Genomic DNA, 22,528 nt, shown 5'->3' with positions numbered 1-22,528 from the left:
CGCAAGGCCTATGGCGGCGCCGATGACGGCATGAGTTCGAAACACCTGCGCGGCGACGTCAACTACGCCTGGCCCACCGCCGAGATCGCGGTCATGGGCGCAAAGGGCGCGGTCGAGATCATCTTCCGCAAGGAGGCCGGCGATCCGGCGGCCCTGGCCGCGCGCGAGGCGGAGTACAAGGACCGGTTCGCCAATCCATTCGTGGCGGCGGGGCTGGGCTATATCGACGACGTCATCATGCCGCATGGGACGCGGCGGCGGCTGGTGAAGGCGTTGCGGACGCTGAACAACAAGGTCCAGGAGAACCCCTGGAAGAAGCACGATAATATTCCGCTGTGATGTCGGTTTTGACGCTTCCACAAAGTTCGTCATCCTCGGGCGGAATCCAGTTTCTATAGGCGTCCGGGTCAGGCTCGGCGCCGGTCGCCCGCACCAGGCCGTCGAAAAGATCGTCCCAGTGCGGATTCGTCCGCTCGATCAGATTGGCCTTCCAGTCGCGCGGCCAGTGTTTCAGCGTTTTTTCGCGCTGGATTGCGCCGACGATGGTGTCATGGAACTCGTACCAGACCAGGCGCTTCAGGCCGTATCGCTTGGTGAAGCCGTCGATGACGCCCGCGCGATGCTGGCCGATACGCGTGATCAACTGGCTGCTGACGCCAACATAGACGACGCCGTGCATCCGATTGGCCATCATGTAGCAGCCGATCAGGCTGTCCGCCGTCACCATCGCATCCCCCATCGCTTGGCAGAGGAAGTATAGCCATGTTCTCCAAAATCCTCATCGCCAACCGGGGCGAGATCGCGGTTCGGATCATCAAGACCTGCCGCCGCATGGGCATCAAAACGGTGCAGGTCTATTCGGAGGCGGACGCCGGGTCGCTGGCGGTCGAGATGGCCGATGAGGCGGTGCTGATCGGGCCGGCGCCGGCGGCGCAGTCGTATTTGCTGGCGGACAAGATCGTCGAGGCGGTGCGTCAGACGGGGGCGGAAGCCGTGCATCCGGGCTTTGGCTTCCTGTCAGAGAACGCCGGGTTCGCGCGGCGGCTGAGGGACGAGGGGATCGCCTTTATCGGGCCGAACCCCGAGGCCATCGAGGCCATGGGCGACAAGATCAGCTCCAAGAAGCTGGCGGCCGAGGCGGGGGTCTCGACCGTGCCGGGGCATATGGGGCTGATCGAGACGCCGGACGAGGCGGTCAAGATCGCCAACCAGATCGGCTATCCGATCATGATCAAGGCCAGCGCCGGCGGGGGCGGCAAGGGCATCCGCGTGGCCCATTCGGACGCCGACATGGCGGAGGGGTTCGCGGCGGTGAAGGCCGAGGCGCTGAACGCGTTCGGCGACGACCGGGTCTTTCTTGAGAAGTTCATCATCGACCCGCGCCACATCGAGATCCAGGTGCTGGGCGACAAGCACGGCCATGTGGTCCACCTGTTCGAGCGCGAATGTTCGATCCAGCGCCGCAACCAGAAGGTCATCGAGGAGGCGCCGTCGCCCCTGCTGGACGAGGCCACCCGCGCCGCCATGGGGGCCCAGGCCGTCGCCCTGGCCCAGGCGGTCAACTATGACAGCGCCGGCACGGTCGAGTTCGTGGCCGGTCAGGACAAGAGCTTCTTCTTCCTGGAAATGAACACCCGCCTGCAGGTCGAGCATCCGGTGACGGAGCTGATCACCGGGGTCGATCTGGTCGAACAGATGATCCGTTCGGCCTGGGGCGAGGCCCTGGCCTTTGAGCAGAAGGACCTGTCGATCAACGGCTGGGCCATCGAGAGCCGGATCTACGCCGAGGACCCGTATCGCGGCTTCCTGCCGTCCATCGGGCGGCTGGTTCGCTATGAGCAGCCGGAGGAAGGCGATCAGGGGGATTATACCGTTCGCAACGATTCCGGCGTCCGCGAGGGCGACGAGATCAGCATGTTCTACGATCCAATGATCGCCAAACTGTGCGCCTGGGGCGAGACGCGCGAGGACGCGGTGACGGGCATGGCCCGGGCGCTGGAGGACACCCACCTGTCGGGCCTGGGGCATAATGTGCCCTTCCTGGCGGCGGTGATGGACCAGGAGCGGTTCAAGTCGGGCAATCTGTCGACCAGCTATATCAAGGACGAATTCCCGGACGGCTTTAACGGCCTGCGGCCGACGGTGGAGCAGGAGCGGATCCTGATCGCCTCGGCGCTCGCCATGCATGAGGTCATCGCCGAACAGGACGGCGACCCGTCCGACCGCACCGACTGGATCGTGATGATCGACAAGACGCCGCACGGCGTCGGCCTGTCCTATGACGAGGACGAGGAGATGATCCTGACCCTGACGGGCGGGGGCGACATCCGCCTGTCGGAAATCGACTGGCGGCCCGGCCTGGCCCAGTTCAAGGCCGAGCTGGACGGCGAGCCCTTCACCGCCGAGGTCAAGCGCGTGGCCGACGGCTTTGATATTCGTCACCGCGCGGCGCGGGCGCGGGTGCGGGTGCTGAGGCCGCACGTCGCCGAACTGTATGCGCGCCTGCCGGAGAAGGCGGTGGCGGATACCTCGAAGCTGGTGCTGTCGCCGATGCCGGGGCTGGTGGTGTCGATCCCGGTGGTGGTGGGGCAGGAGGTCAAGACCGGCGAGACGGTGGCGATCATCGAGGCGATGAAGATGCAGAACATCCTGAAGGCGGAGCGCGACGGGGTGGTGAAGGCGGTGGGGGCGAAGGACGGGGATCCGGTGGCGGCGGATGATGTGCTGGTGGAGTTCGGGTGATGACCGCCCTTCTCTTCTTTCGTCATCCTCCGGCAAGCCGCGTCTTCGCGGCGCAGACCGGGGGACCCAGCGGCGCGCGTGAGCGCGAACCTGTCGCGGATTCGGTCTTCAAACATCTTGCGGCGGATGGATTTCGCCTTCGGTGCCGCTGGGTTCCGGGTCTCCGCTACGCTTCGCCCGGAATGACGAAAGAAGAAGAGGGGGCGGTAGGATGAGCTTCCCCATCCCCACACCCCTCGAATGGCGCGAGTCCGCCCAGAAGGCCTTGAAGGATCGGCCGATCGAGGCGTTGATGTCCCTCGACGCCGACCAGCTGGTGACGCGGCCGCTGTACGGCGGCGCCTCCGGCGTCCAGCCGATCTTCGCCCCGCGTCCGTCCGACTCCGAAGGCCGGGCCTGGGACCTGCGGACCCTGGTCGAGGGGGATGATCCCGAGGCGGTCAATGAAGCGGTGCTGACTGATCTGGAGAACGGCGCGGCCTCGGTGGTGCTGAAGGGGCGAGTGCTGGCGGATTCCGCGCCGTTGGGCCGAGCGCTGGAAGGGGTGGCGCTGGAGCTGGCGCCGGTGGCGCTGGACGCGGGGATCGACGGGCCGGATGCGGCGAACGCCTTGGCGGTCGTGGCCAAGGGGTCGCCGCGCGCGCAGCTGAGATTTCATATGGACCCGGTCTCGGCCTTCGCCGAGGCGGGCGGGGCGCCGCGTTCGGTGGAAGAGCATCTGAGCCTGGCGGCCAATACGGCGGCGCGGCATGCGGGGGCCTATCCCGACGCGACCTTCTTCATGGCCAGCGGGCGCGTGGCGCACGAGGCGGGGGGATCGGCGGCGCAGGAGCTGGCCTTTGCCGCCGCCAGCGTGGTGGCCCATGTGAAGGCGGCGGTGGATGCGGGGATGTCGGTCGAGGCGGCCTTGCGCGGCACGGTGGTCGGCCTGTCGGTCGATGCGGAATATTTCGACGCCCTGGCCAAGGTGCGGGCCATGCGGTTGATCTGGGGCGGGCTGACGCGGGCGTTCGGCGTGGAGACGCCGGCCGTGATCGAGGCGCGGTCGTCGCGGCGGATGCTGTCGGCGCGCGATCCCTGGCCCAATCTGCTGCGGCTGACAGCGGCGGGGTTTGCGGGCGCCGTGGGGGGCGCGGATGTGGTGGTGCTGGACGGTTTCACCCGCGCCTCGGGCCGGTCCGACGCCTTCGCCAGGCGGCAGGCGCGGAACACCCAGCTAGTGCTGATGGAGGAGGCTAATCTGGGCCGGGTCGATGATCCGGCGGCGGGGAGCTGGTATCTGGACGCCCGGACGCGGGATCTGGCCGAGGCCGGCTGGGTCGAGTTCCAGATGATCGAGGCCGAGGGCGGTCTGGTCGAAGCCTTGAAGGGGTCGGTGATCCAGCCCCGCATCGCCCGCGCCCGCGCTCTGCGCGAGGCGGCGCTGAAGAACGGCGCGGCCCAGATCATCGGCGTGACCAAATATGTGGATGCGGACGTGCGGCCGGCGCCGGTCGAGGCGGCTGACGCGGCGCCGTCGGCGGTCGAGCGGGTCTGCGAACCCCTGACGCCGATCCGATTTGCGGCGGCCTTCGAGGAGGCGGCTCAATGAGTTTCCCTGACTTCAGTAAGATCGCCCTGAACCTGGACGCGACGGGGCAGGGGCCGACGCGGGACCCGTGGCTGACGCCCGAGGGGCTGAGGGTCGAGACCGCCTATGGCGCCGAGGCGCTGGAGGGGCTGGGGCACCAGGACGGGCTGCCGGGGTTCGCGCCCTTCGTGCGCGGTCCCTATCCGACCATGTACGCGGGCAATCCCTGGACCATCCGCCAGTACGCCGGTTTCTCGACCGCCGAGGAGTCGAACGCCTTCTATCGTCGCAATCTGGCGGCGGGGCAGAAGGGGCTGAGCATCGCCTTCGATCTGGCGACGCACCGGGGCTATGACAGCGACCATCCCAGGGTAAAGGGCGACGTCGGCATGGCCGGCGTGGCCATCGACAGCATCTATGACATGCGGACCCTGTTCGACGGGATCCCGCTGGACCAGATGTCGGTGTCGATGACGATGAACGGGGCGGTGCTGCCGATCCTGGCCCTCTATGTCGTCGCGGCGGAAGAACAGGGCGTGCCGCACGCGGCCCTGACCGGGACCATTCAGAACGATATTCTGAAGGAGTTCATGGTTCGGAACACCTACATCTATCCGCCCGAGCCCTCGATGCGGATCATCGCCGACATCTTCGCCTGGACGGCGCAGGAGACGCCGAAGTTCAACAGCATCTCGATCAGCGGCTATCATATGCAGGAGGCGGGGGCCTCGGCGGATATCGAGCTGGCCTATACGCTGGCGGACGGGATCGAATATCTGCGAGCGGGCGTCGCGGCGGGCATGCCGATCGACCGGTTCGCGCCGCGGCTGAGCTTCTTCTGGGCCATCGGCATGAACTATTTCATGGAGGTGGCCAAGATGCGGGCCGGCCGCCTGCTGTGGGCCGAGGCGGTCAGGAAAGAGGGCGGGGTCGATCCCAAGTCGCTGTCGCTGCGCGCTCACTGCCAGACTTCGGGTTGGAGCCTGGCGGCGCAGGACGTGTTCAACAATGTGCCGCGCACCATGGTCGAGGCCATGGCGGCGGCGGGCGGGCAGACGCAGAGCCTGCACACCAATGCGCTGGACGAGGCCCTGGCCCTGCCGACCGACTTCTCGGCCCGGATCGCGCGCAATACCCAGATCCTGCTGCAGTCGGAGACGGGGCTGACCAAGGTCATCGATCCCTGGGGCGGCAGCTTCTATGTCGAGCGGCTGACGCACGAACTGGCCGAACGGGCGCGGGCGCACATGGCCGAGGTCGAGGCCCTGGGCGGCATGGCCAAGGCCATCGAAGCGGGCATCCCCAAGCTGAGGATCGAGGAATCGGCCGCCAAGACCCAGGCCCGGATCGACACCGGCCAGCAGACGGTGGTGGGGGTGAACAAATATCTGAACCCCGTCGTCGACGATATTCCGATGCTGAAGGTCGATAATGCGGCGGTGCTGGCGGCCCAGATCGACAAGCTGAAACGCCTGCGGGCCGAGCGAGACCAGGCGGCGACTGATGCGGCGCTGGCGGCCCTGACCGAGGGCGCGCGCGGGACCGCCAATCTGCTGGAGCTGGCGGTGCAGGCGGCGCGGGCCAAGGCGACGGTGGGTGAAATCTCCGACGCGCTGGAGGCCGCCTTCGGCCGGCATGTGGCGACGGTGCAGACCGTATCGGGCGTCTACGCCAAGGAGGCGGGCAATGACCCCCGCTTCGCCCGCGCCCGCGAGATGGTGGCGACCTTCGTCGAGAACGACGGCGGGCCGCCGCGCATCCTGATCGCCAAACTGGGCCAGGACGGGCACGACCGGGGCCAGAAGGTGGTCGCCACCGGCTACGGCGACCTGGGCTTCGACGTCACCGCCGGCGCCCTGTTCCAGACCCCGTCAGAGGCTGCGCGCGATGCGGTGGAAAAGGGGGTCCATGCGGTGGGGGCCTCGTCCTTGGCGGCGGGCCACCTGACCCTGGTGCCGGAACTGAAGGCCGAGCTGGAGAAGCTGGGCCGGCCCGACATCATGATCGTGGTCGGGGGCGTCATACCGCCGTCCGACGTCCAGCCCCTGCTCGATATGGGGGCGGCGGCCGTCTATCTGCCCGGTTCGGCCATCGCCGACACGGCGGTGGACCTGATCGAGAAACTGAACCAGAGGCTGGGCTACGCTCAGCCCGCGCCAAAGGAGACCGCATGATCGGCGCCCTGAACCATGTCGGGGTCGCCACCCCGTCCATCGCGGACTCGATTAAACTGTATCGGGACGTGCTGGGGGCGACCAAGATCGGCGAGCCGTTCGACCTGCCGGCGCAGGGGGTGAAGGTCTGTTTCATCGACACGCCGACGGCCCAGATCGAGTTGATCGAACCCTATGACGAGACCAGCCCCATCGTCGGTTTCCTGGCCAAGAACCCCAAGGGCGGCCAGCATCACGTCTGTTTCGAGGTCGCCGACATCCACGCCGCCGTGGCGGAGATGCGGGCCAAGGGCGTGACGATCCTGGGCACGGGCGAGCCGCGTATCGGGGCGCACGGGACGCCGGTCGTCTTCCTGCACCCGCGCGACATGGGCGGGGTGTTGATCGAGCTGATGGAGACGCCGAAAGGCGCGCACTGATCGCTGGAGCGGAGCCTTTCACCAGCTTGGCCGTTAGATCACCGAACGGGAGAGACTTAACCATGATGCGCCGCCTGACTGCCCCCCGCCTTGTTGGGCTCCTCGCCATCGCCGCCTTGACGGGTGTGTCCGCCTGCCAGCAAGCGGAGACGGAACAGCCGGTCGCCCCGGTCGAGCCGCAGCCGGCGCCCGCGTCGGCCGCCCCGGCCGTCGGCTACGCTTGCGAGAGCGGGGCGATGGTCGAGGCGCGGTATCCCGACACCGCGACGGCGCAGCTGGCCTACAAGGGGCGGACCTATGATCTGCGCTCGGTCGAGGCGGCCAGCGGCGCTCGCTATGTCGGCTCGGGCGTCGAATGGTGGACCGCGCCGCGCGATGGTCAGGAGCGCGCGACCCTGAGCCGGCTTGGCCCCAACGAGGAGGTCGGGGTGGCCGTGCTGGAACAATGCGCGCGGCCGGTGGCGACCGCCGCCGCGCCGGTTCCGCAAGTCCTGCCGGGCCAGACGACCACGCCGGCGCCGGGCGGCGTCTTGCCTGTGTCCACGCCGTGCAAGGGACCGCAGCTGAAGCTGGCGGCCGAGGGCGGCGACGCTGGGGCGGGCAACCGGGTGCGCAACTTCAGTCTACAGAACCTGGGCGCCCAAGCGTGCAGCCTGACCGGCTATCCGGGCGTCACCGTGTTGGACGCTCAGGGTCGGGCCGTGACCTCGATCCGCGCCGACCAGAGCCCCGGCAGCTATTTCCGCCAAGGCCAGGCGCCGACTCCGGTCGAACTGGCGCCCCGGGCCAAGGCCTATTTCGAGGTTGCTTGGAACGTGGTTCCCGACGAGACGATGCAGAAAACCTGCCCCAGCGTCGCCACCCTGCGCGCCACGGCGCCGGGCGACACGGCGACTGTCAGCCTGCCTTTCGAGTTCCAGCCGTGCGGCGGCAAGATCCGCGTCAGCCCGATCCGGGCCGAGGCGGATCCCCAGACCGCGACCTGAGGACCGCTACTTGAAGACGGGTGGAAACCCGGTCGAAATCGGCGTAGGTCGCGGCCCATGACCCAGAGCTTCTACGACCGCGTCGCCGGCGAACTGACCGAGATCGACGCCCAGGGCCTGACCAAGCCCGAACGCATCATCGCCTCGCGCCAGGGGCCGGTGATCCAGGTCGCCGGCCGCGACGTGCTGAACTTCTGCGCCAACAACTATCTGGGCCTGGCGGGCGAAGAGCGCGTCGTCCAGGCCGGGATCGCGGCGCAGCAGAAGTGGGGCGCGGGCACGGCCTCGGTTCGCTTCATCTGCGGCACCCTGGAGATCCACAAGGAGCTTGAAGCCGCCATCGCCGGCTATCTCGGCTTCGAGGACGCCATCCTGTTCGCGGCGGCTTTCGACGCCAACGGCGGCCTGTTCGAACCCCTGCTGGGCGAGAACGACGCCATCGTGTCGGACAGTCTGAACCACGCCTCGATCATCGACGGGGTGCGGCTGTGCAAGGCCAAACGCTACCGGTTCGCCAACTCCGACATGGACGAGCTGGAGGCCCGGCTTAAGGAAGCCCGCGCGGCCGGCGCCCGCGACATCATCATCGCCACCGACGGCGCCATCTCGATGGACGGCTATATCGCCAAACTGGACGAGATCCGGTTGCTGGCGGACAAGTACGACGCCCTGATCATGGTGGACGACTGCCACGCGACGGGCTTCCTGGGTCCGCAAGGCAAGGGTTCCTTCGCCCACCACGGGGTAGAGGTGGATTTCATCACCGGCACCTTCGGCAAGGCCCTGGGCGGCGCCATGGGCGGCTTCATCTGTGCGAAGAAGTCGGTGGTCGAACTGCTGAAACAGCGGGCGCGGCCTTATCTGTTCTCGAATGCTCTGGCGCCGGCGGTGTGCGGATCGTCGCTGGAGGCCATCCGCATCGCCCAGGGGGCCGAGGGCGACGCGCTTCGCACCCGCTTGTCGGCCAACGCCCACCGCTATCGTATGGCCATGACCGATGCGGGCTTCGACCTGCTGAACGGCGAGCATCCGATCATCCCGGTCATGCTGGGCGACGCCAAACTGGCGCAGGATTTTGCGGCGCGAGCGCTGGAGCTGGGCGTCTATGTGATCGGGTTTTCGTTCCCTGTGGTGCCGCGTGGCCAGGCCCGTATCCGCACCCAGATGTCGGCGGCGCACAGCTTCGACCAGATCGACCGGACGGTTGAGGCGTTTACGCAGGCGGGCCGGGAGCTGGGCGTCATTTAGCCCTCTTCGCGCGCCATCGACGAAGAACAAGCGGTGAGCAGGCGTGGGGCCTCAGCCGCGGGCTTCGGAACAAAGCCGAGGCCATGATTTCAGGGAGTTGAGACTATGACCGACACGATGAAAGCCCTGGCCAAGACCACACCGGGCATCGGCCTGGAACTGATCGACGCGCCGATCCCTGAGGCGGGGCCAGAAGACGTGCTGATCCGGGTGCATCGCACCGCCGTCTGCGGCACCGACATCCACATCTGGAACTGGGACGAGTGGTCCCAGAAGAACGTCCCGACCCCGATGATCACCGGCCACGAGTTCGCCGGCGAGATCGTCGCCGTCGGCAAGGACGTGGATCGCCCGCTGAAGATCGGTCAGCGCGTCTCGGCCGAGGGGCATGTCATCGACCTGAACTCCGAGGCGGCCCGCGCCGGCCATTTCCACCTGGACCCCAAGACGCGCGGCATCGGCGTCAACCGCCAGGGCGCCTTCGCCGAGTTCGTGGTGGCCCCGGCCTTCAACGTCATCGAACTGCCCGACGACGTGCCCTATGAGATCGGCTCGATCCTGGATCCGTTCGGCAATGCGGTGCACACGGCGCAGCAGTTCGACCTGCTGGGCGAGGACGTCCTGGTCACCGGCGCCGGCCCCATCGGCATGATGGCGGCCGCCGTGGCCCGTCACGCGGGCGCGCGCACCGTGGTCCTGACCGACATCAACGACTTCCGGCTGGAGCTGGCGCAGAAGGTGGCGCCGGGCGTGCGCACCGTGAACACGACCAAGGAAGACATCCACGACGTCATGAAGGAGCTGGGCCTGAAGGTCGGCTTCGACGTGGCGCTGGAGATGTCGGGCTCGCCCATCGCCTTTAAACAGTGCGTCGACACCCTGATCATGGGCGGCGGCATGGCCATGCTGGGCATTCCCAGCAAGCCGATGGAGACCGACTGGGGCGCCATCATCTTGAAGGCCCTTACCATCAAGGGCGTCTACGGCCGCGAGATGTTCACCACCTGGCGCAAGATGCTGGGCCTGTTGAAGGCGGGGCTGGACCTGACGCCGCTGATCACCCACCGGCTGGACTATGCCGACTACCGCGAAGGCTTTGAGGCCATGAAGTCGGGCCAGTCGGGCAAGGTGGTGCTGAACTGGGACAAGGCGGCCTGAGGGAACTTCACCTCCCCGTCGGCGAAGGCCGACGGGGAGGACAGGCGATCGCGTCAGCGAGCGCCAGGTGGGGGCGACTCGGTGTTTGAAGCCGGCGTGGTCATCACTGCCGCCTGAGTCGCCCCCTCCTGATCGCTGCGCGATCTGTCCTCCCCACGCGCCTTCGCGCGCGGGGAGGTGATTTCGCCCCTCAGTTCGTCTTGCGGATCAGTTCGTCGGCCAGGGCGGCGGTCAGATAGCCGTCGGCGATGCGGCCGTTGGCCTGCTGCCAGCGGCGCAGGGCCGTGCGGGTGTTGGTGCCGATCACCCCATCAATCCCTTGAGTGTCATAGCCCAGCCGCGTCAGGGCCGCCTGGGCGCCGATCCGTTGTTCGCGCGACATGGAGGCGTCGTTCGGCCAGGCCTTGGTCAGGGCGGGCTTGCCCATGATCCCGTCCGCCGTCAGGCCGATGGCCAGGGCGTAGGAGACCGAGTTGTTGTAGCGCCGGATCACATAATGGTTCGGCAGGGCCAGGAAGGCCGGGCCGTTGGCGCCCTGGGGCAGCAGGATGGTCGCCTCTTCCAGCGCCTCGGCGCCGTTCGGCGTGCCGCCCTGGGCCAGGCGCACGCCCTTGGCCGCCCAATAGGCCCAGTTGTGTTTCGGTCCTTCGGCCTCGGAATAGTTGAAGCCGGCGGGCAGGATCACTTCATAACCCCAGCCCTGGCCGCGCTTCCAGCCGGCTTGGGCCAGCAGATTGGCGGCGGAGGCCAGGGCGTCGGCGTCATCGGCCCAGATGTCCACCTTGCCGTCGCCGTCCTGATCGACGCCAAGGCGCAGATAGTTGTCGGGCATGAACTGCGTCTGGCCCATGGCCCCCGCCCAGCTGCCCTTCAGGCCCGCGCGTTCGCGGCGGCCGTCCACGACGATGTCCAGGGCGTCCTTCAACTGGGCCTCGGCCCAATCGCGACGGCGGCCGTCATAGGCCAGGGTCGCCAGCGAGCGGATGACGTCATAGTCGCCCTGAACCTGACCAAAGGCGCTCTCCTGAGCCCAGACCCCGACCAGGATTTCGGAGGGGACGCCGAAGCGCTGGACCACCGACCACGGCACGCGATCGATCCGCTGCTTGGCCTGGGCGATTCGCGAGGCGGTCACGGCGTTCTGGACATAGGCGCCGGCCGGCTTGGAGAATTCGGGCTGGTTGCGGTCCAGCCGCACGACCGAGGCGTCGGGGGTCAAGCCCGCCAGTTCGCGTTCGTACTCGGCGCGGCGGGCGCCGCCCTTGCGCGCCAGGAAGCCCTGTTTCCAGCCTTCGAAACCCTGCTGGTCATAGGCGGCCAGCGGCGGAGCCTGGGGTGTCGGCGTCGGGACGACCACCGAAGGGGCGGGTTCGGGCTGCGGCGTCGGCAGGCTGACGGGCGGTTCCGGCAACATCGGCGCACAGGCGGCGACCGAGACGATCAGGAGTAGGCGATAGGAAAAGCGCATGAGATTCAGACTACAGCCCCCGACGTGATAGGTGAAATGACATCCGCGCGAATGACTTTCACGCGCCACAAAGCGCCTGCCGCGCGAAAGCGTTGCGGCGAGACTCCCCCTTTGACGTCATTAACCCTCATTTTTATCGACGGACGAATGACGTGCGGCGTATTGGCGCAGCGTGCTCTGACGGCCTGATGGCGGAGTGGCGACGCAACGGGCGTGCAACCCCGGAAACCCTCCGTTCGACTCGGAGGTCAGGCCTCCATCTTTTTTGGTGCTATCGCCCTTCGCGCTGCTTGAGCCCATTTCTTGGATGCTATCGCGCTTCGCGCTACTTGAGCACGGGGTGGGGAAGTGACCGCCGGGCAGGCGGGGATTGGCTTTTGTGTGGTTTCGGCCTGTAGCGGGTTGACCTTCTCCGGACCGCTCTCTATACGACCGCCTCCGCCGCGATCCGCCCGGATCAGCGGCTTTCTTATTGGCTTCTCTCAGGACGTCCGACCATGAAGGTCCGCAGCTCGCTCAAGTCCCTGAAGACCCGTCACCGCGACTGCAAGGTCGTGCGTCGCAAGGGCGTCGTCTTCGTCATCAACAAGACCGACCCGCGCTTCAAGGCGAAGCAGGGCTAAGCTGCGTTCGCTGCGCGCCGCTTCGGCGGCCTGCGCACGCAGGGTTGGCGCTGAAGTCGCCCGAAGGGCGATCGCGCAACAGGAAACCCTGACGATCCACAGGCTGCGGATATTGTCCGCGGCCTTTTTCGTGTTCGGCGGTTGAGCCGCGCCGCTGGGCGTGGTTAGCGTCCGCGCTTGATTTCTGGAGTATTCCCCATGGCCGACGACGCCGCCTTCGACGCCTCGTCCGATGTTCTGACCGCAACGGCCCAGGGCCGGCTGCGCTCCATCATCGAACGCCTCGAGCGTCTCGAAGAAGACAAGCAGGCCGTCATGACCGACATGAAGGAGGTCTTCGCCGAAGCCAAGGGCGAGGGCTATGACGTCAAGATCCTGCGCAAGGTCATCCGCATCCGCAAGCAGGACAAGGCCAAGCGCCAGGAAGAGGACGCCATCCTGGACCTCTATCTGTCGGCCCTCGGCGAGATCTGAGGCTGACCCGGCTTGAAGCGCACCCCCTTCAAGCCAGGCGGCGGGCTCTCGCGCTCAAGCAGCCCGAAGGGCGATAGCGCGCCTAAGAAGCCGCTACCCAGCCCCTTTGATATACAGCGCGAAGCGGCGAAACGCGCCGCACTCAACGCCCTGAAACGCGCCCGCCGCTCGGCAGAGAAGGCGGGCGTTTCTCTGTCCGAATGGGAGGGCGAGTTCCTCGACTCGGTCGGCGAGCGGGTGAAGACCCACGGCCGCGCGTTCGCCGACCCTGAAAAGGGCGCGCCGGGTCAGGCCCTGTCGGCCATGCAGGGCCGCAAGCTGAAGGAGATCACAGCCAAGGCGAAGGGCGAGGAGCCGAAGCGGCGGTGGGGTAAAAAATCAAAGGACCTCTAATGGATCGTCATCCTCAGGCTTGACCCGAGGATCGGGTTGTCTGCAACTCAGCGTTGATGAGTGAGCGCCGACCTTTCATCGCGACCTATATCGAGGCCAGCCGTCCACACGGCGTCCTTTACATAGGCATGACCTCGAACCTTTACGAACGCGGCCATCAACACCGGAACAGCGCGTTCGAAGGCTTCGCACGTCGCTATGGTTGCGGTCTGCTGGTCTGGTACGAGCAGTTCGAGCTGGTCACGGCCGCTGTCCGCAAAGAGAAGGCGCTGAAGCGCTGGAACCGCGTTTGGAAGCTCGAATTGATTGAGCGGACGAACCCTGAGTGGGCCGACCTCTACCCCAGTCTGTGCGGCTGGGCGCCCGATCCTCGGGTCAAGCCCGAGGATGACGGTGAGGGGAGTGTGAAGGCGTTTCTGAAGCGGCTGGAATCAGGCGGCTGACGTTCACCCCGCTTCCTTCAACTGACCCTCCAGCCCCTGTTCGCGCACCTTGCGGTACAGGGTGGAGCGGCCGATGCCGAGGCGGCGGGCGATTTCGCTCATATGGCCGGCGTAGACCTCGATGGCGTGCTGGATCAGGTCGCGTTCGATGTCTTCCAGCGTCCGCAGATGGCCCCGGTCGTCGAGAATGCGGATCGGCTGTTCCGGCAAGGGCGGCAGGTCGGCGTAGGACGAGGCGGCGTTTGAACCTGACGCGGCGACCGGCTCCGGCATGGGGGCGACGATGCCTGAAATGGCTGGGAAGTCATGGGGTTGCAGGAAGGGGGCGTCGGCCAGGACGATGGCGCGGAACACCGCGTTCTCCAGTTGCCGTACATTGCCGGGCCAGTCGAAGGCCTGGAGCATGGTCAGGGTCTCGGGCGCGCAGCCGGCGATCCGCTTGCCTTCCTCGGCGTTGAAGCGGGTGATGAAATGATCGACCAGGGCCGGGATGTCCTCGCGCCGGTCGCGCAGGGACGGGGCCTCGATCGGGAAGACGTTCAGCCGATAGAACAAATCCTCGCGGAAGGCGCCGTCCCGGACCTGTTGGGCCGGGTCGCGATTGGTGGCCGAGACGATGCGGACGTCGATCTTCACGGGGCGTTTGCCGCCGACGGGGTCGATCTCGCTCTCCTGCAGGGCGCGCAGCAGCTTGACCTGGAGGTCCAGCGGCAGTTCGCCGATCTCGTCCAGGAACAGGGTGCCGCCGTCGGCCTCGCGGAACTTGCCCAGGGTCTTGTCCACCGCGCCGGTGAAGGCGCCCTTCTCGTGGCCGAACAGGATGGATTCCGCCAGATTGGCGGGCAGGGCGCCGCAGTTGACGGCGACGAAGGGTTTGCCGGCCCGGTCGCTGGCGCCGTGCAGGGCGCGGGCGATGACTTCCTTGCCGACGCCGCTTTCGCCGGTGATCAGGACGGGAATGGACGACTTGGCGGCGCGGGCGCCGAAGGCCTTGACCATTCGCATGGGGGCGCTGTCGCCGATGATGTCGTCGAAGCTGGCGCGGCCCTGGGACCGCTTGGTCAGCCGGCCCACCTCGGCCGTCAGCTGGGTCAGCTTTAGGGCGTTGCGCACCCCGACCAGCAGGCGCTCAGGCCCGACCGGCTTGACGAAGAAGTCCTGGGCCCCGGCCTGCATAGCCTTGACCACGGTGTCGATGCCGCCGTTGGCCGTCAGCACGATGACCGGCGTGGTCACGCCCGCGCTGCGCAGCTCGGCCAGGCATTCCAGGCCGGACATCTCGGGCATCACCATGTCCAGCAACAGCATGTCGGCGCCGCCGCCCCGGAGCATGCGGTCGATGGCCTCGCCGCCGCCGGCGGCATGGACCACGGCGTAACCGTCGCGTTCGAGCACGGCCTGGATCAGGCGGCGCTGGGTCGGGTCGTCATCGACGACCAGAACGGTCTTGGCCATGGGAGCCCCTTGTCATCACCGATAGGCCGCCGGTGATCCCGACTGGCCCGTTTCGGGACGATTTCTAGGGGGACGAGGTGAAAATCGGGTGAGAGGGCGTGGTGACCGGGCCGTTAACGCGACACCGGCGGCGTGCATTGGATTTGGGGCTGGGCCTGCAATCTCCGACCGGCCACGACCAGATCCGGCAGGCTGGCGGGGGCGGTCGCCACGCCCTTTTCGAAGGCCTTCGCCAGGTCGTCTGGCGAGCCAAGCGCACAGTTGAAGGAGTAGTGCGCGGTTTGCGACCATTGCCCCTCGCCGTCCTGGGCGAAGATCATGACAGCCCCCGACGCGGCCAGCAGGATCTCGATCCGGCCGTCGTTGTCGAGGTCCAGGGTGCGCAGGCGGCAGGGAGCCTCGGTGTCGCAGGCGTACATCAGAGCCCCCTGCCGACCCAACTGGGCGGTGAAGCTGGGCGGCGTCGTCTGGCCGGCGACGGGTTGGATGCGGATGCCCGCCACCCGGGCGTTCTGGTCCTGGGTTGAATAGCCTGACCGTTCTTCGCGGGCTTTGGCCGCGCGCGCCAGTTCGGCGGTCTTGGCGTCGGGCGACCGCGTCAACCTGTCCAGCGCCGCCAGCCCCGCCTTGCCGCTCTCGAACCGCAGGAAGTCAAAGTCGAAATCCTTGGCCGCCACGGCGCCGCGTTCCAGCCGGGCGACCTGATCCGCCGCCGACAGCCGCGCCGGATCGGCCAGGGGGCTGAACAGGGCCAGGATGACCGCGACCGACAGGACGGCGGCGAGGATATTGGTCGGCTCCAGCGGCTTCATCCAGGGGCCGGACCGCACGGCGGCGAACAGATAGCCCAGACCATAGACTGCGCCGATCGTCGCGCAGGCCGTGGCGATGATCCGATCCGGCGTCAGCCCGTGCTGGCCGATACGCAGGGTCAAACCCCAGAAGGCCAGGGCCACCAGGGGCGCGATCAGGGCCGAGGCGACCCGGACGCCGTAGCGCAGCACCACCGGGGGCCGATGATCGGGGCGGCCGTCCTGATAGGCGGTGTTGATCAGCACGATCAGGGCCGCGGCCGCCGACAGGACCAGGGCCGTCGCGCTGCCCGTCTGCCACAGGCCGTTCAGACCGGTGAAGGGCAGGGCCAGCAGGAAGCCGCCCACCAGCACGGTGATGACCAGCAGCAGCCAGGACAACAGCATCAGGGCCACGGTCCGCACGCCCCGGATCAGGCCGTCGCGCACGTCGGTCAGATGCACCGCCGTGGCGAAGGCGAGGCTGGTCAGCGGCAGGGAGAACCAGCTCTCTTGCAGCAGGTCGCTGAGGAAACTCAGTCCGATGATCTTGAACAGGCTGGCCCCGAGCAGAAGCAGCAGCCAGAAGGCGCCGGCGAAACCGATGGACAGCACTCCCTGCACTCCCGCCATCCAGGCGGCGTCGAAATAGGCCGGATAGGAGGCCGCAAGCCGGCGCTCGCGGTCGGCCGGCACGATCAGGTGGTGGGCGATGAACAGGGCCGCCGCCGCGAAGACGAACAGGGGGAAGGTCGCCTCGCGCGCGCCGTCGGCCTGGCGGGCGATGTCGTGCCAGGCCAGAAGGGCCAGCGCCAAACCTGCGATCAGGCTCCAGACCACATAGACCCACAGCCGCAGCTTGCCGACGCCGGACAGCAGGACGGCGGGCAGGAACAGGGCGGTCAGCAGGGCCGGGGCGAACAGGTCGGGGTGGCGCTGCGACCAGCTGGCGCTGTCGCCCTCGGTGGCGCGCAGCAGCAGGTACAGGACGATCCCCTGCAACAGACCGACGGCTAGCCGCACGATGGCGATCCGCCGACGGTCGCCGTCCGGCGTGGTCCCGCCCCAGCCCGTGCCGAGAATATTTGCGGTTTCGGTGGTCATGGCGCGCCTCTTTGCCCGGCTCGGGGCCCGAGTGGGCGACCGACCTGGGCGCGCCATCTAACCGGAGCGGGGGCGTTCAGGGAAGCGTCGCCTCGACCCGACAGGCCCGCGCCAGATAGCAGCCGCGCGGGGCGAAATGGATGTGGACCTGGTCCAGAGCCGGATGGTCGAACGCCTCGGCCAGCCGCGCGTCCAGGTCTGCGCCGTCGATCACCAGCCCCTCCAGCATCATGTTGCGTCGGTCATACAGACGCAGCGACAGCGGTCGTTTGGTCAGGGTCTCCGGCGCCGGCCCAGTGATCGGCGCCTGTTCCACCGCCGACTCGCGCACGAAGATCGGCCCGGCGGCGCGATAGGGCGAGGTCGGGTCGGTCAGGTGGGCGTGATTGACCAGCACCAGGGCTTCTCCGGCGTCGGCGTCGCGCAAACTGACCCGGCAGGGGGCGCGACCGGGGGCGTCGGCGACCCAGCGGCGCGCGCCGACGGCGGCTAAGTCTTTATCTGACATGGCGAAATAGGGCGCGAAGAGCGCCAGCGGCAGGGCTTCGATACGATAGGTCATGCGGGATCTCCTGGGTGAGGCGATCTGATTGCGATGATCCGCGCGCGTCGTCTGGCGGCTTCCGGCCGTTGCATCGGCCTCGCCGCGCCCCCACAAAGGCAGGCATGAACGCCCCCTTCAAGACGCCCGACATCGAAGCCCCGCTGTGGGACCTGACCGACCTCTATGGTTCGCGCGACGACGTCCGGATCGCCGCCGACCTGGCCAGGGCCCGCGCCCTGGTGGACGAGCTGAACGGCCTTCAAGGCCGGCTGGCCGGGCAGCGCGACGATCCGGCTGCCTTGGGCGCCGCGCTGGATCGGGCGATCAGCCTGTATGAACAGGCGTCGGACGTGCTGGGCGCCCTGGGCGCCTACGCCTTCCTGTCGGCCTCGACGGCGCGCGACGATGCGGGGGCGCAGGGGTTCGAGGCCGATGTGCGTGAGAAGATCACCGCCATCGCCACCCCGACCGTCTGGCTGACGCTGGAGATCAACCAGATCGACGACGCCCCGCTGGAGGCCGCGCTTCAGGCCCACGCAGGCGCATCGCGCTGGCGGCCCTGGCTGCGGCGGGTCCGGGCGATGAAGCCGCACGAGCTGTCGAGCGAGCTTGAGACCTTCATCGCCGAACGCGGCCCGATCACGGCCCAATGGCCGCGCCTGTTCGACGAACAGCTGGCGGCGCTGCGGGCGAAGGCGGGCAATGAAAGCCTGACCCTGGCCGAGGCCCTGAACCGGCTGTCGGACGCCAAACCCGCGCGCCGCAGGGCCGCCGCCGAGGGCCTGTCGGAGGCCCTGGCCGCCCGCGCCCCGACCCTGGCCCTGGTACTGAATACGGTCGCCGCCGACAAGGCGATGGAGGACCGCTGGCGCGGCTTCAAACGGCCCGCCGACGGCCGCCACCTGGGCAATGAGGTCGACGGCGAGGCGGTGGACGCCATGGCCGAAGCCGTCGCCGCCGCCTATCCGCAGCTGTCGCATCGCTATTATGCGCTGAAGGCCAAGGCCATGGGCAAGGCGCGGCTGGACCACTGGGACCGCAACGCCCCCATCGAGACCACCGCCCCGCGCGCCTTCACCTGGACCCAGGGCCGCGAGATCGTGCTGGACAGTTTCTCGGACCTGGGCGGCGAGTTTGCGGAACGGGCCGCCGGCTTCTTCGACAAGCCCTGGATCGACGGCCGGGCCCGCCCCGGCAAGCAATCGGGCGCCTATGCCCATCCGGTCACCGCCGACCGCCACCCCTATGTCTTCCTGAACTGGATGGGCGAGCGGCGCGACGTCCTGACCCTGGCTCATGAACTGGGACACGGGGTGCACCAGACCCTGGCGGCTGACCAGGGCACGCTTCTGGCCGACACCCCCCTGACCCTGGCCGAGACCGCCTCCATCTTCGCCGAGGGGCTGACGTTCGACCGTCTGCTGGCGACGGCGCCCAAGCGCGAGCAGCGCGGTCTGCTGGCCGGACGGATCGAGGACGGGCTGAACACCGTGGTGCGCCAGATCGCCTTCCACCGGTTCGAGACCCGCTTCCATGACGAGCGGCAGAAGGGGGAGGTGTCGCAGCAGCGGATCAATGAGCTGTGGCTGACCGAGATGGGCGCCTCGCTGGGGTCGGCGGTGACGCTGAACCCCGGTTACGAGCACTGGTGGGCCTATGTCAGCCACTTCGTCCACTCGCCCTTCTACGTCTACGCCTACGCCTTCGGCGACCTGCTGGTGGCGGCCCTGATGGAGGCGCGCCGGGCCGATCCGACGGGGTTCACCCCCCTGTATCGCGACCTGCTGGCCGGGGGCGGGGCCAAGACCTACGTCGAGGCGCTGAAGCCCTTCGGCCTCAATCCGCGCGATCCGGCCTTCTGGAGCGTGGGCTGCAAGCGGCTGGAACGGCTGGTGGATCAGTTCGAGGCGTTGGGGTGAGGCTGGCGTCCGGCTGAACCCGCGCTATAGTCGCCTCAACGATAAGACCGAGGGAGTTCTCATGGCCGACGCTCACAACCCCGCCACCGCCGAAGCAGACGCCGATGCGTCCGCCTATGTCCGGGGCGGGATGCAGATCAATGAACAGGCGGCGACCTTCAAACTGTTCATGGACCTGGCCAAGTGGGGCTCGCTGGCCGTGGCCTGCCTGCTGCTGTTCCTGACCCTCTGGTTCCATCCGGGCGGGAACCTGATGGCGGCGCTGATCGGCGCGGTGGTGCTGGGCGTCGTGGGCTTCTTCGCCCTGAAGCCCAAGGCCGACGCCGGGCACTGAAGCGGCGAAATAACGACGCGCTTTGACGGCGTCCTCGGAACCGGCCTAGTCTCGCGTCCCATAATAAGAACAAGGGGATTCGCTTGGCCGTCGCTATCGCCGCCACCCGGGAACGTCGCGAAGGCGAGACGCGCTGCGCCGTCACGCCCGAGACGGTCAAGAAGCTGATCGCCCTGGGCGCGACCGTCACGGTCGAGGCCGGGATCGGCCTGGGCTCCTCCATTCCGGACGCGGACTATGTCGCCGCCGGCGCGGCGGTGAAGCCCGACACCCGCGCGGTGCTGGACGGCGCGGACATCGTGCTGAAGGTGCGCGGCCCCACGGCCCAGGAGACCAGCGCGCTCAAGCCCGGCGCGATCGTCATCGCCATGCTGGACGCCTGGCGCGACAAGGCGACGGTCGAGGCCCTGACCGGCGCCAACGCCACCGCCTTCGCCATGGAATTCGTGCCCCGCATCACCCGCGCCCAGGTCATGGACGTGCTGTCGTCCCAGGCCAATCTGGCCGGATACCGGGCGGTGATCGAGGCCGCCTATGCCTTCGGCAAGGGCTTCCCGATGATGATGACCGCGGCCGGCACGGTCGCCCCGGCCAAATGTTTCATCATGGGCGTCGGCGTCGCCGGGCTTCAGGCCATCGCCACGGCGCGGCGTCTGGGCGCCGTCGTCACCGCCACCGACGTCCGTCCCGCCACCAAGGAACAGGTCGAGAGCCTGGGCGCCAAATTCCTGGCCGTCGAGGACGAGGAGTTCAAGAATGCCCAGACCGCCGGCGGCTACGCCAAGCCGATGTCGCCCGAGTACCAGGCCAAACAGGCCGAACTGACCGCCAGCCATGTGGTCAAGCAGGACATCGTCATCACCACCGCCCTGATCCCCGGCCGCGCCGCCCCGGTGCTGCTGACCGCGGCCCATGTGGCCTCGATGAAGCCCGGCTCGGTCATCATCGATCTGGCGGTCGAGGCGGGCGGCAATGTCGAGGGCTCGAAGCTGAACGAGGTCGTGACCACCGCGAATGGCGTGACCATCGTCGGCTGGTCCAACCTGCCCGGCCGCATCGCCGCCGACGCCAGCGCCCTGTACGCCCGCAACCTGTCGGCCTTTGTCGGGCTGATGATCAAGGACGGGGTCCTGGCCGTGGATCTGGAGGACGAGATCCTGAAGGCGGCCGTGGTGACGCACGGCGGGGTCGTGGTGCATGAAGGAGTGCGGGGATGACGCCTCTTGTTCAACGGTTTCTGACGGGGGCCAGTTGGGTGCTGATGGTTCTTGGAATCCTCGGCACTGCTCTGATGGGTGTGGCGATGCTGGGTATGCCTGGTACGGCAGCTCAACGCATAGCCTCTATGGTTCCCGCAGCGGTCATGTTGCTTACTCTAAGCTTTGGCATTGGCGCAGTTTTGCGGGTGCTTCTCGGCATCCACAAACTGCTGGAGGCGAAGGCCTGACCATGGAACACGTCGATCCCACCGTCTTCCGCCTGGCCATCTTCGTCCTGGCCATCTTCGTCGGCTATTATGTCGTCTGGAGCGTGACGCCGGCCCTGCACACGCCGCTGATGGCCGTGACCAATGCGGTGTCCAGCGTCATCATCGTCGGCGGCCTGATCGCCGCGGCGGCCGTGTCGGGCGACGTCACCGGCCCCAGCGCCTGGATCGCCAAGGGCGCGGGTGTGCTGGCCGTGACCCTGGCCAGCGTCAACATCTTCGGCGGCTTCATGGTCACCCGGCGGATGCTGGCCATGTACAAGAAGAAGGAGCGGCCGGCTCCCAAGGTCACGACGTGACCGACGCTGCGCAGATTGCAATCGGGGGCTCCTGGATCGCCACCGGCCTGGGCTTCGGCCTGTGGCTGTACGGCTGGTTCGGGACGAAGATCCCGATCAAGCGCCAGCGGCTGCACGACTGCGGCATCGCCTTTGTCTTTTCGGCCATTCTGGTCCGGGTCGTGACCCAGGACCGGCCGTTGGGCGTCTTCGAATGGGCCCTGTTCTTCATCGGCCCCTTGTTCATCGCCGCCGCCCTGTGGCGGTTGGCGCGCACGTCTTGAGGGGAAGGGCGTGATGAACGCATCGCTGGCCGCATTGGCCTATCTGGTTTCGGGCGTCCTGTTCATCCTGTCGCTGCGCGGCCTGTCCAGCCCCGAGACCAGCCGCCAGGGCAACACCTTCGGCATGATCGGCATGGCCCTGGCCATCGGCGTGACCCTGCTGACCCTGGGAACCACCGGGGCGCTGGACACCGTCACCCTGGCCCTGATCGCGGGCGGGTTCATCGTCGGCGGCGGGGCCGGCGCCCTGATCGCGCGGCGCGTGGCCATGACCGACATGCCGCAACTGGTCGCCGCCTTCCACAGCCTGGTCGGCATGGCCGCCTGCCTGGTCGCCATCGGCGCCGTCTATGCGCCCGAGGCCTTCGGAATCCTGTCCGAGGACGGGACGGGCATCAAGACCCTGTCGATCATCGAGCTGTCGCTCGGCGTCGCCATCGGGGCCATCACCTTCACCGGCTCGGTCATCGCCTTTGCCAAGCTGGACGGGCGGATGTCCGGTACGCCCATCCTGCTGCCGGCGCGGCACCTGATCAACATCGGCCTGGCCCTGGGGCTGGTGTTCCTGATCGGCATATTGATCGGCACCGGCGGGTCGGCGGTCTGGGCCTTCTGGGGCGTGTTCCTGATCGCCC

24 protein-coding genes and 1 tRNA gene are annotated in these 22,528 nt (G+C 67.8%); 20 read left to right on the top strand and 5 right to left on the bottom strand.

What is annotated here, in order from left to right; genetic code table 11:
- On the top strand, positions 1-339 hold a 339-nt coding region (locus tag Q7J26_RS15015), incomplete at its 5' end, for a carboxyl transferase domain-containing protein (RefSeq protein ID WP_304937191.1).
- On the opposite strand, the gene Q7J26_RS15010 is transcribed toward Q7J26_RS15015, so the two are convergent.
- The gene (locus tag Q7J26_RS15010) at positions 236-679 is read right to left on the bottom strand and encodes a GIY-YIG nuclease family protein (protein WP_304937193.1); all 444 of its coding nucleotides are present in this window, start codon (positions 677-679) and stop codon (positions 236-238) included. The two genes, Q7J26_RS15015 and Q7J26_RS15010, sit on opposite strands and share 104 nt — an antisense overlap.
- A gap of 83 nt (positions 680-762) precedes the next feature.
- Between Q7J26_RS15010 and Q7J26_RS15005 the strand changes: the two genes are divergently transcribed.
- From Q7J26_RS15005 to tdh, 7 genes are all read left to right on the top strand, one after another.
- Entirely contained in the window at positions 763-2,742 is a 1,980-nt protein-coding gene (locus Q7J26_RS15005) for an acetyl/propionyl/methylcrotonyl-CoA carboxylase subunit alpha (RefSeq protein ID WP_304937190.1), read from the top strand.
- A 211-nt stretch (positions 2,743-2,953) separates the two neighbouring features.
- The gene (locus Q7J26_RS15000; RefSeq protein ID WP_304937189.1) at positions 2,954-4,333 is read left to right on the top strand and encodes a methylmalonyl-CoA mutase family protein; all 1,380 of its coding nucleotides are present in this window, start codon (positions 2,954-2,956) and stop codon (positions 4,331-4,333) included.
- The gene (gene scpA, locus Q7J26_RS14995) at positions 4,330-6,486 is read left to right on the top strand and encodes a methylmalonyl-CoA mutase (RefSeq protein WP_304937188.1); all 2,157 of its coding nucleotides are present in this window, start codon (positions 4,330-4,332) and stop codon (positions 6,484-6,486) included. The genes Q7J26_RS15000 and scpA overlap by 4 nt, the downstream gene beginning before the upstream one ends.
- Entirely contained in the window at positions 6,483-6,905 is a 423-nt protein-coding gene (gene mce, locus Q7J26_RS14990; RefSeq protein WP_304937187.1) for a methylmalonyl-CoA epimerase, read from the top strand. Before scpA ends, mce begins: the two co-directional genes overlap by 4 nt.
- Before the next feature lie 62 nt (positions 6,906-6,967).
- Positions 6,968-7,891, top strand: coding sequence for a DUF4232 domain-containing protein (locus Q7J26_RS14985; RefSeq protein ID WP_304937186.1), 924 nt, complete (start codon positions 6,968-6,970; stop codon positions 7,889-7,891).
- A gap of 57 nt (positions 7,892-7,948) precedes the next feature.
- Positions 7,949-9,139 carry a glycine C-acetyltransferase gene (locus tag Q7J26_RS14980; RefSeq protein WP_304937185.1) on the top strand — a complete coding sequence of 397 codons (1,191 nt, stop codon included), beginning with the start codon at positions 7,949-7,951 and terminating at the stop codon, positions 9,137-9,139.
- A gap of 117 nt (positions 9,140-9,256) precedes the next feature.
- Positions 9,257-10,297: an L-threonine 3-dehydrogenase gene (gene tdh, locus Q7J26_RS14975; protein WP_370651955.1), complete on the top strand. Its 1,041-nt coding sequence runs from the start codon at positions 9,257-9,259 to the stop codon at positions 10,295-10,297.
- Positions 10,298-10,487: 190 nt separating this feature from the next.
- Here the strand turns inward: tdh and Q7J26_RS14970 are convergent, their stop codons facing one another.
- Entirely contained in the window at positions 10,488-11,765 is a 1,278-nt protein-coding gene (locus tag Q7J26_RS14970) for a lytic murein transglycosylase (RefSeq protein ID WP_304937183.1), read from the bottom strand.
- A 182-nt stretch (positions 11,766-11,947) separates the two neighbouring features.
- Here Q7J26_RS14970 and Q7J26_RS14965 point away from each other — a divergent pair.
- The 5 genes from Q7J26_RS14965 to Q7J26_RS14945 all read left to right on the top strand — a co-directional run bounded on the left by Q7J26_RS14965 (position 11,948) and on the right by Q7J26_RS14945 (position 13,698).
- A tRNA-Ala gene (locus Q7J26_RS14965) sits at positions 11,948-12,024 on the top strand.
- Positions 12,025-12,262: 238 nt separating this feature from the next.
- Positions 12,263-12,388: a type B 50S ribosomal protein L36 gene (gene ykgO, locus Q7J26_RS14960; RefSeq protein ID WP_008263184.1), complete on the top strand. Its 126-nt coding sequence runs from the start codon at positions 12,263-12,265 to the stop codon at positions 12,386-12,388.
- A 198-nt stretch (positions 12,389-12,586) separates the two neighbouring features.
- Positions 12,587-12,862, top strand: coding sequence for a DUF2312 domain-containing protein (locus tag Q7J26_RS14955; RefSeq protein ID WP_008263716.1), 276 nt, complete (start codon positions 12,587-12,589; stop codon positions 12,860-12,862).
- A gap of 12 nt (positions 12,863-12,874) precedes the next feature.
- Positions 12,875-13,255 carry a hypothetical protein gene (locus Q7J26_RS14950; RefSeq protein WP_370651954.1) on the top strand — a complete coding sequence of 127 codons (381 nt, stop codon included), beginning with the start codon at positions 12,875-12,877 and terminating at the stop codon, positions 13,253-13,255.
- Between the two features lie 56 nt (positions 13,256-13,311).
- The gene (locus tag Q7J26_RS14945; RefSeq protein WP_304937182.1) at positions 13,312-13,698 is read left to right on the top strand and encodes a GIY-YIG nuclease family protein; all 387 of its coding nucleotides are present in this window, start codon (positions 13,312-13,314) and stop codon (positions 13,696-13,698) included.
- A gap of 3 nt (positions 13,699-13,701) precedes the next feature.
- Here the strand turns inward: Q7J26_RS14945 and Q7J26_RS14940 are convergent, their stop codons facing one another.
- The 3 genes from Q7J26_RS14940 to Q7J26_RS14930 all read right to left on the bottom strand — a co-directional run bounded on the left by Q7J26_RS14940 (position 13,702) and on the right by Q7J26_RS14930 (position 17,610).
- Positions 13,702-15,153, bottom strand: coding sequence for a sigma-54 dependent transcriptional regulator (locus tag Q7J26_RS14940; RefSeq protein ID WP_304937181.1), 1,452 nt, complete (start codon positions 15,151-15,153; stop codon positions 13,702-13,704).
- 113 nt (positions 15,154-15,266) lie between these two features.
- Positions 15,267-17,048: a DUF4153 domain-containing protein gene (locus tag Q7J26_RS14935; protein WP_304937180.1), complete on the bottom strand. Its 1,782-nt coding sequence runs from the start codon at positions 17,046-17,048 to the stop codon at positions 15,267-15,269.
- A 76-nt stretch (positions 17,049-17,124) separates the two neighbouring features.
- On the bottom strand, positions 17,125-17,610 hold the full coding sequence (locus tag Q7J26_RS14930) for a DUF1203 domain-containing protein (RefSeq protein ID WP_304937179.1): 486 nt from the start codon (positions 17,608-17,610) through the stop codon (positions 17,125-17,127).
- A gap of 104 nt (positions 17,611-17,714) precedes the next feature.
- On the opposite strand from Q7J26_RS14930, the gene Q7J26_RS14925 reads away from it, so the two are divergent.
- The 7 genes from Q7J26_RS14925 to Q7J26_RS14895 form a co-directional block, all read left to right on the top strand.
- Entirely contained in the window at positions 17,715-19,511 is a 1,797-nt protein-coding gene (locus tag Q7J26_RS14925; RefSeq protein ID WP_304937178.1) for a M3 family oligoendopeptidase, read from the top strand.
- Positions 19,512-19,572: 61 nt separating this feature from the next.
- On the top strand, positions 19,573-19,845 hold the full coding sequence (locus Q7J26_RS14920; protein WP_304937177.1) for an aa3-type cytochrome c oxidase subunit IV: 273 nt from the start codon (positions 19,573-19,575) through the stop codon (positions 19,843-19,845).
- 83 nt (positions 19,846-19,928) lie between these two features.
- Positions 19,929-21,062 (top strand): Re/Si-specific NAD(P)(+) transhydrogenase subunit alpha, encoded by a 1,134-nt coding sequence (locus tag Q7J26_RS14915; protein WP_304937176.1) that lies wholly within the window; start codon positions 19,929-19,931, stop codon positions 21,060-21,062.
- Complete coding sequence (locus tag Q7J26_RS14910; RefSeq protein ID WP_304937175.1) at positions 21,059-21,292, top strand: hypothetical protein; 234 nt, start codon at positions 21,059-21,061, stop codon at positions 21,290-21,292. The genes Q7J26_RS14915 and Q7J26_RS14910 overlap by 4 nt, the downstream gene beginning before the upstream one ends.
- 2 nt (positions 21,293-21,294) lie before the next feature.
- Positions 21,295-21,630, top strand: coding sequence for an NAD(P) transhydrogenase subunit alpha (locus tag Q7J26_RS14905; RefSeq protein WP_304937174.1), 336 nt, complete (start codon positions 21,295-21,297; stop codon positions 21,628-21,630).
- On the top strand, positions 21,627-21,893 hold the full coding sequence (locus Q7J26_RS14900; RefSeq protein WP_304937173.1) for a hypothetical protein: 267 nt from the start codon (positions 21,627-21,629) through the stop codon (positions 21,891-21,893). Before Q7J26_RS14905 ends, Q7J26_RS14900 begins: the two co-directional genes overlap by 4 nt.
- Positions 21,894-21,906: 13 nt before the next feature.
- Positions 21,907-22,528 (top strand): NAD(P)(+) transhydrogenase (Re/Si-specific) subunit beta (locus tag Q7J26_RS14895; RefSeq protein WP_304937172.1); only part of this gene is annotated, 622 nt, incomplete at its 3' end.

Source organism: Brevundimonas sp., from assembly GCF_030656255.1.
Classification (GTDB): Bacteria; Pseudomonadota; Alphaproteobacteria; order Caulobacterales; family Caulobacteraceae; genus Brevundimonas.
The sequence above is the reverse complement of the archived record's forward strand: the minus strand, read 5'-3'. Positions and strand labels throughout refer to the sequence as shown.

Coding starts and splice junctions, on each gene's coding strand:
- Q7J26_RS14905 (WP_304937174.1), top strand. CDS start 21,295: ATGGAACACGTCGATCCCACCGTCTTCCGCCTGGCCATCTTCGTCCTG.
- Q7J26_RS14980 (WP_304937185.1), top strand. CDS start 7,949: ATGACCCAGAGCTTCTACGACCGCGTCGCCGGCGAACTGACCGAGATC.
- Q7J26_RS15010 (WP_304937193.1), bottom strand. CDS start 679: ATGCACGGCGTCGTCTATGTTGGCGTCAGCAGCCAGTTGATCACGCGT.
- mce (WP_304937187.1), top strand. CDS start 6,483: ATGATCGGCGCCCTGAACCATGTCGGGGTCGCCACCCCGTCCATCGCG.
- Q7J26_RS14985 (WP_304937186.1), top strand. CDS start 6,968: ATGATGCGCCGCCTGACTGCCCCCCGCCTTGTTGGGCTCCTCGCCATC.
- ykgO (WP_008263184.1), top strand. CDS start 12,263: ATGAAGGTCCGCAGCTCGCTCAAGTCCCTGAAGACCCGTCACCGCGAC.
- Q7J26_RS14920 (WP_304937177.1), top strand. CDS start 19,573: ATGGCCGACGCTCACAACCCCGCCACCGCCGAAGCAGACGCCGATGCG.
- tdh (WP_370651955.1), top strand. CDS start 9,257: ATGAAAGCCCTGGCCAAGACCACACCGGGCATCGGCCTGGAACTGATC.
- Q7J26_RS14940 (WP_304937181.1), bottom strand. CDS start 15,153: ATGGCCAAGACCGTTCTGGTCGTCGATGACGACCCGACCCAGCGCCGC.
- scpA (WP_304937188.1), top strand. CDS start 4,330: ATGAGTTTCCCTGACTTCAGTAAGATCGCCCTGAACCTGGACGCGACG.
- Q7J26_RS14955 (WP_008263716.1), top strand. CDS start 12,587: ATGGCCGACGACGCCGCCTTCGACGCCTCGTCCGATGTTCTGACCGCA.
- Q7J26_RS14910 (WP_304937175.1), top strand. CDS start 21,059: ATGACGCCTCTTGTTCAACGGTTTCTGACGGGGGCCAGTTGGGTGCTG.
- Q7J26_RS14930 (WP_304937179.1), bottom strand. CDS start 17,610: ATGACCTATCGTATCGAAGCCCTGCCGCTGGCGCTCTTCGCGCCCTAT.
- Q7J26_RS15000 (WP_304937189.1), top strand. CDS start 2,954: ATGAGCTTCCCCATCCCCACACCCCTCGAATGGCGCGAGTCCGCCCAG.
- Q7J26_RS14970 (WP_304937183.1), bottom strand. CDS start 11,765: ATGCGCTTTTCCTATCGCCTACTCCTGATCGTCTCGGTCGCCGCCTGT.
- Q7J26_RS14935 (WP_304937180.1), bottom strand. CDS start 17,048: ATGACCACCGAAACCGCAAATATTCTCGGCACGGGCTGGGGCGGGACC.
- Q7J26_RS14925 (WP_304937178.1), top strand. CDS start 17,715: ATGAACGCCCCCTTCAAGACGCCCGACATCGAAGCCCCGCTGTGGGAC.
- Q7J26_RS15005 (WP_304937190.1), top strand. CDS start 763: ATGTTCTCCAAAATCCTCATCGCCAACCGGGGCGAGATCGCGGTTCGG.
- Q7J26_RS14945 (WP_304937182.1), top strand. CDS start 13,312: ATGAGTGAGCGCCGACCTTTCATCGCGACCTATATCGAGGCCAGCCGT.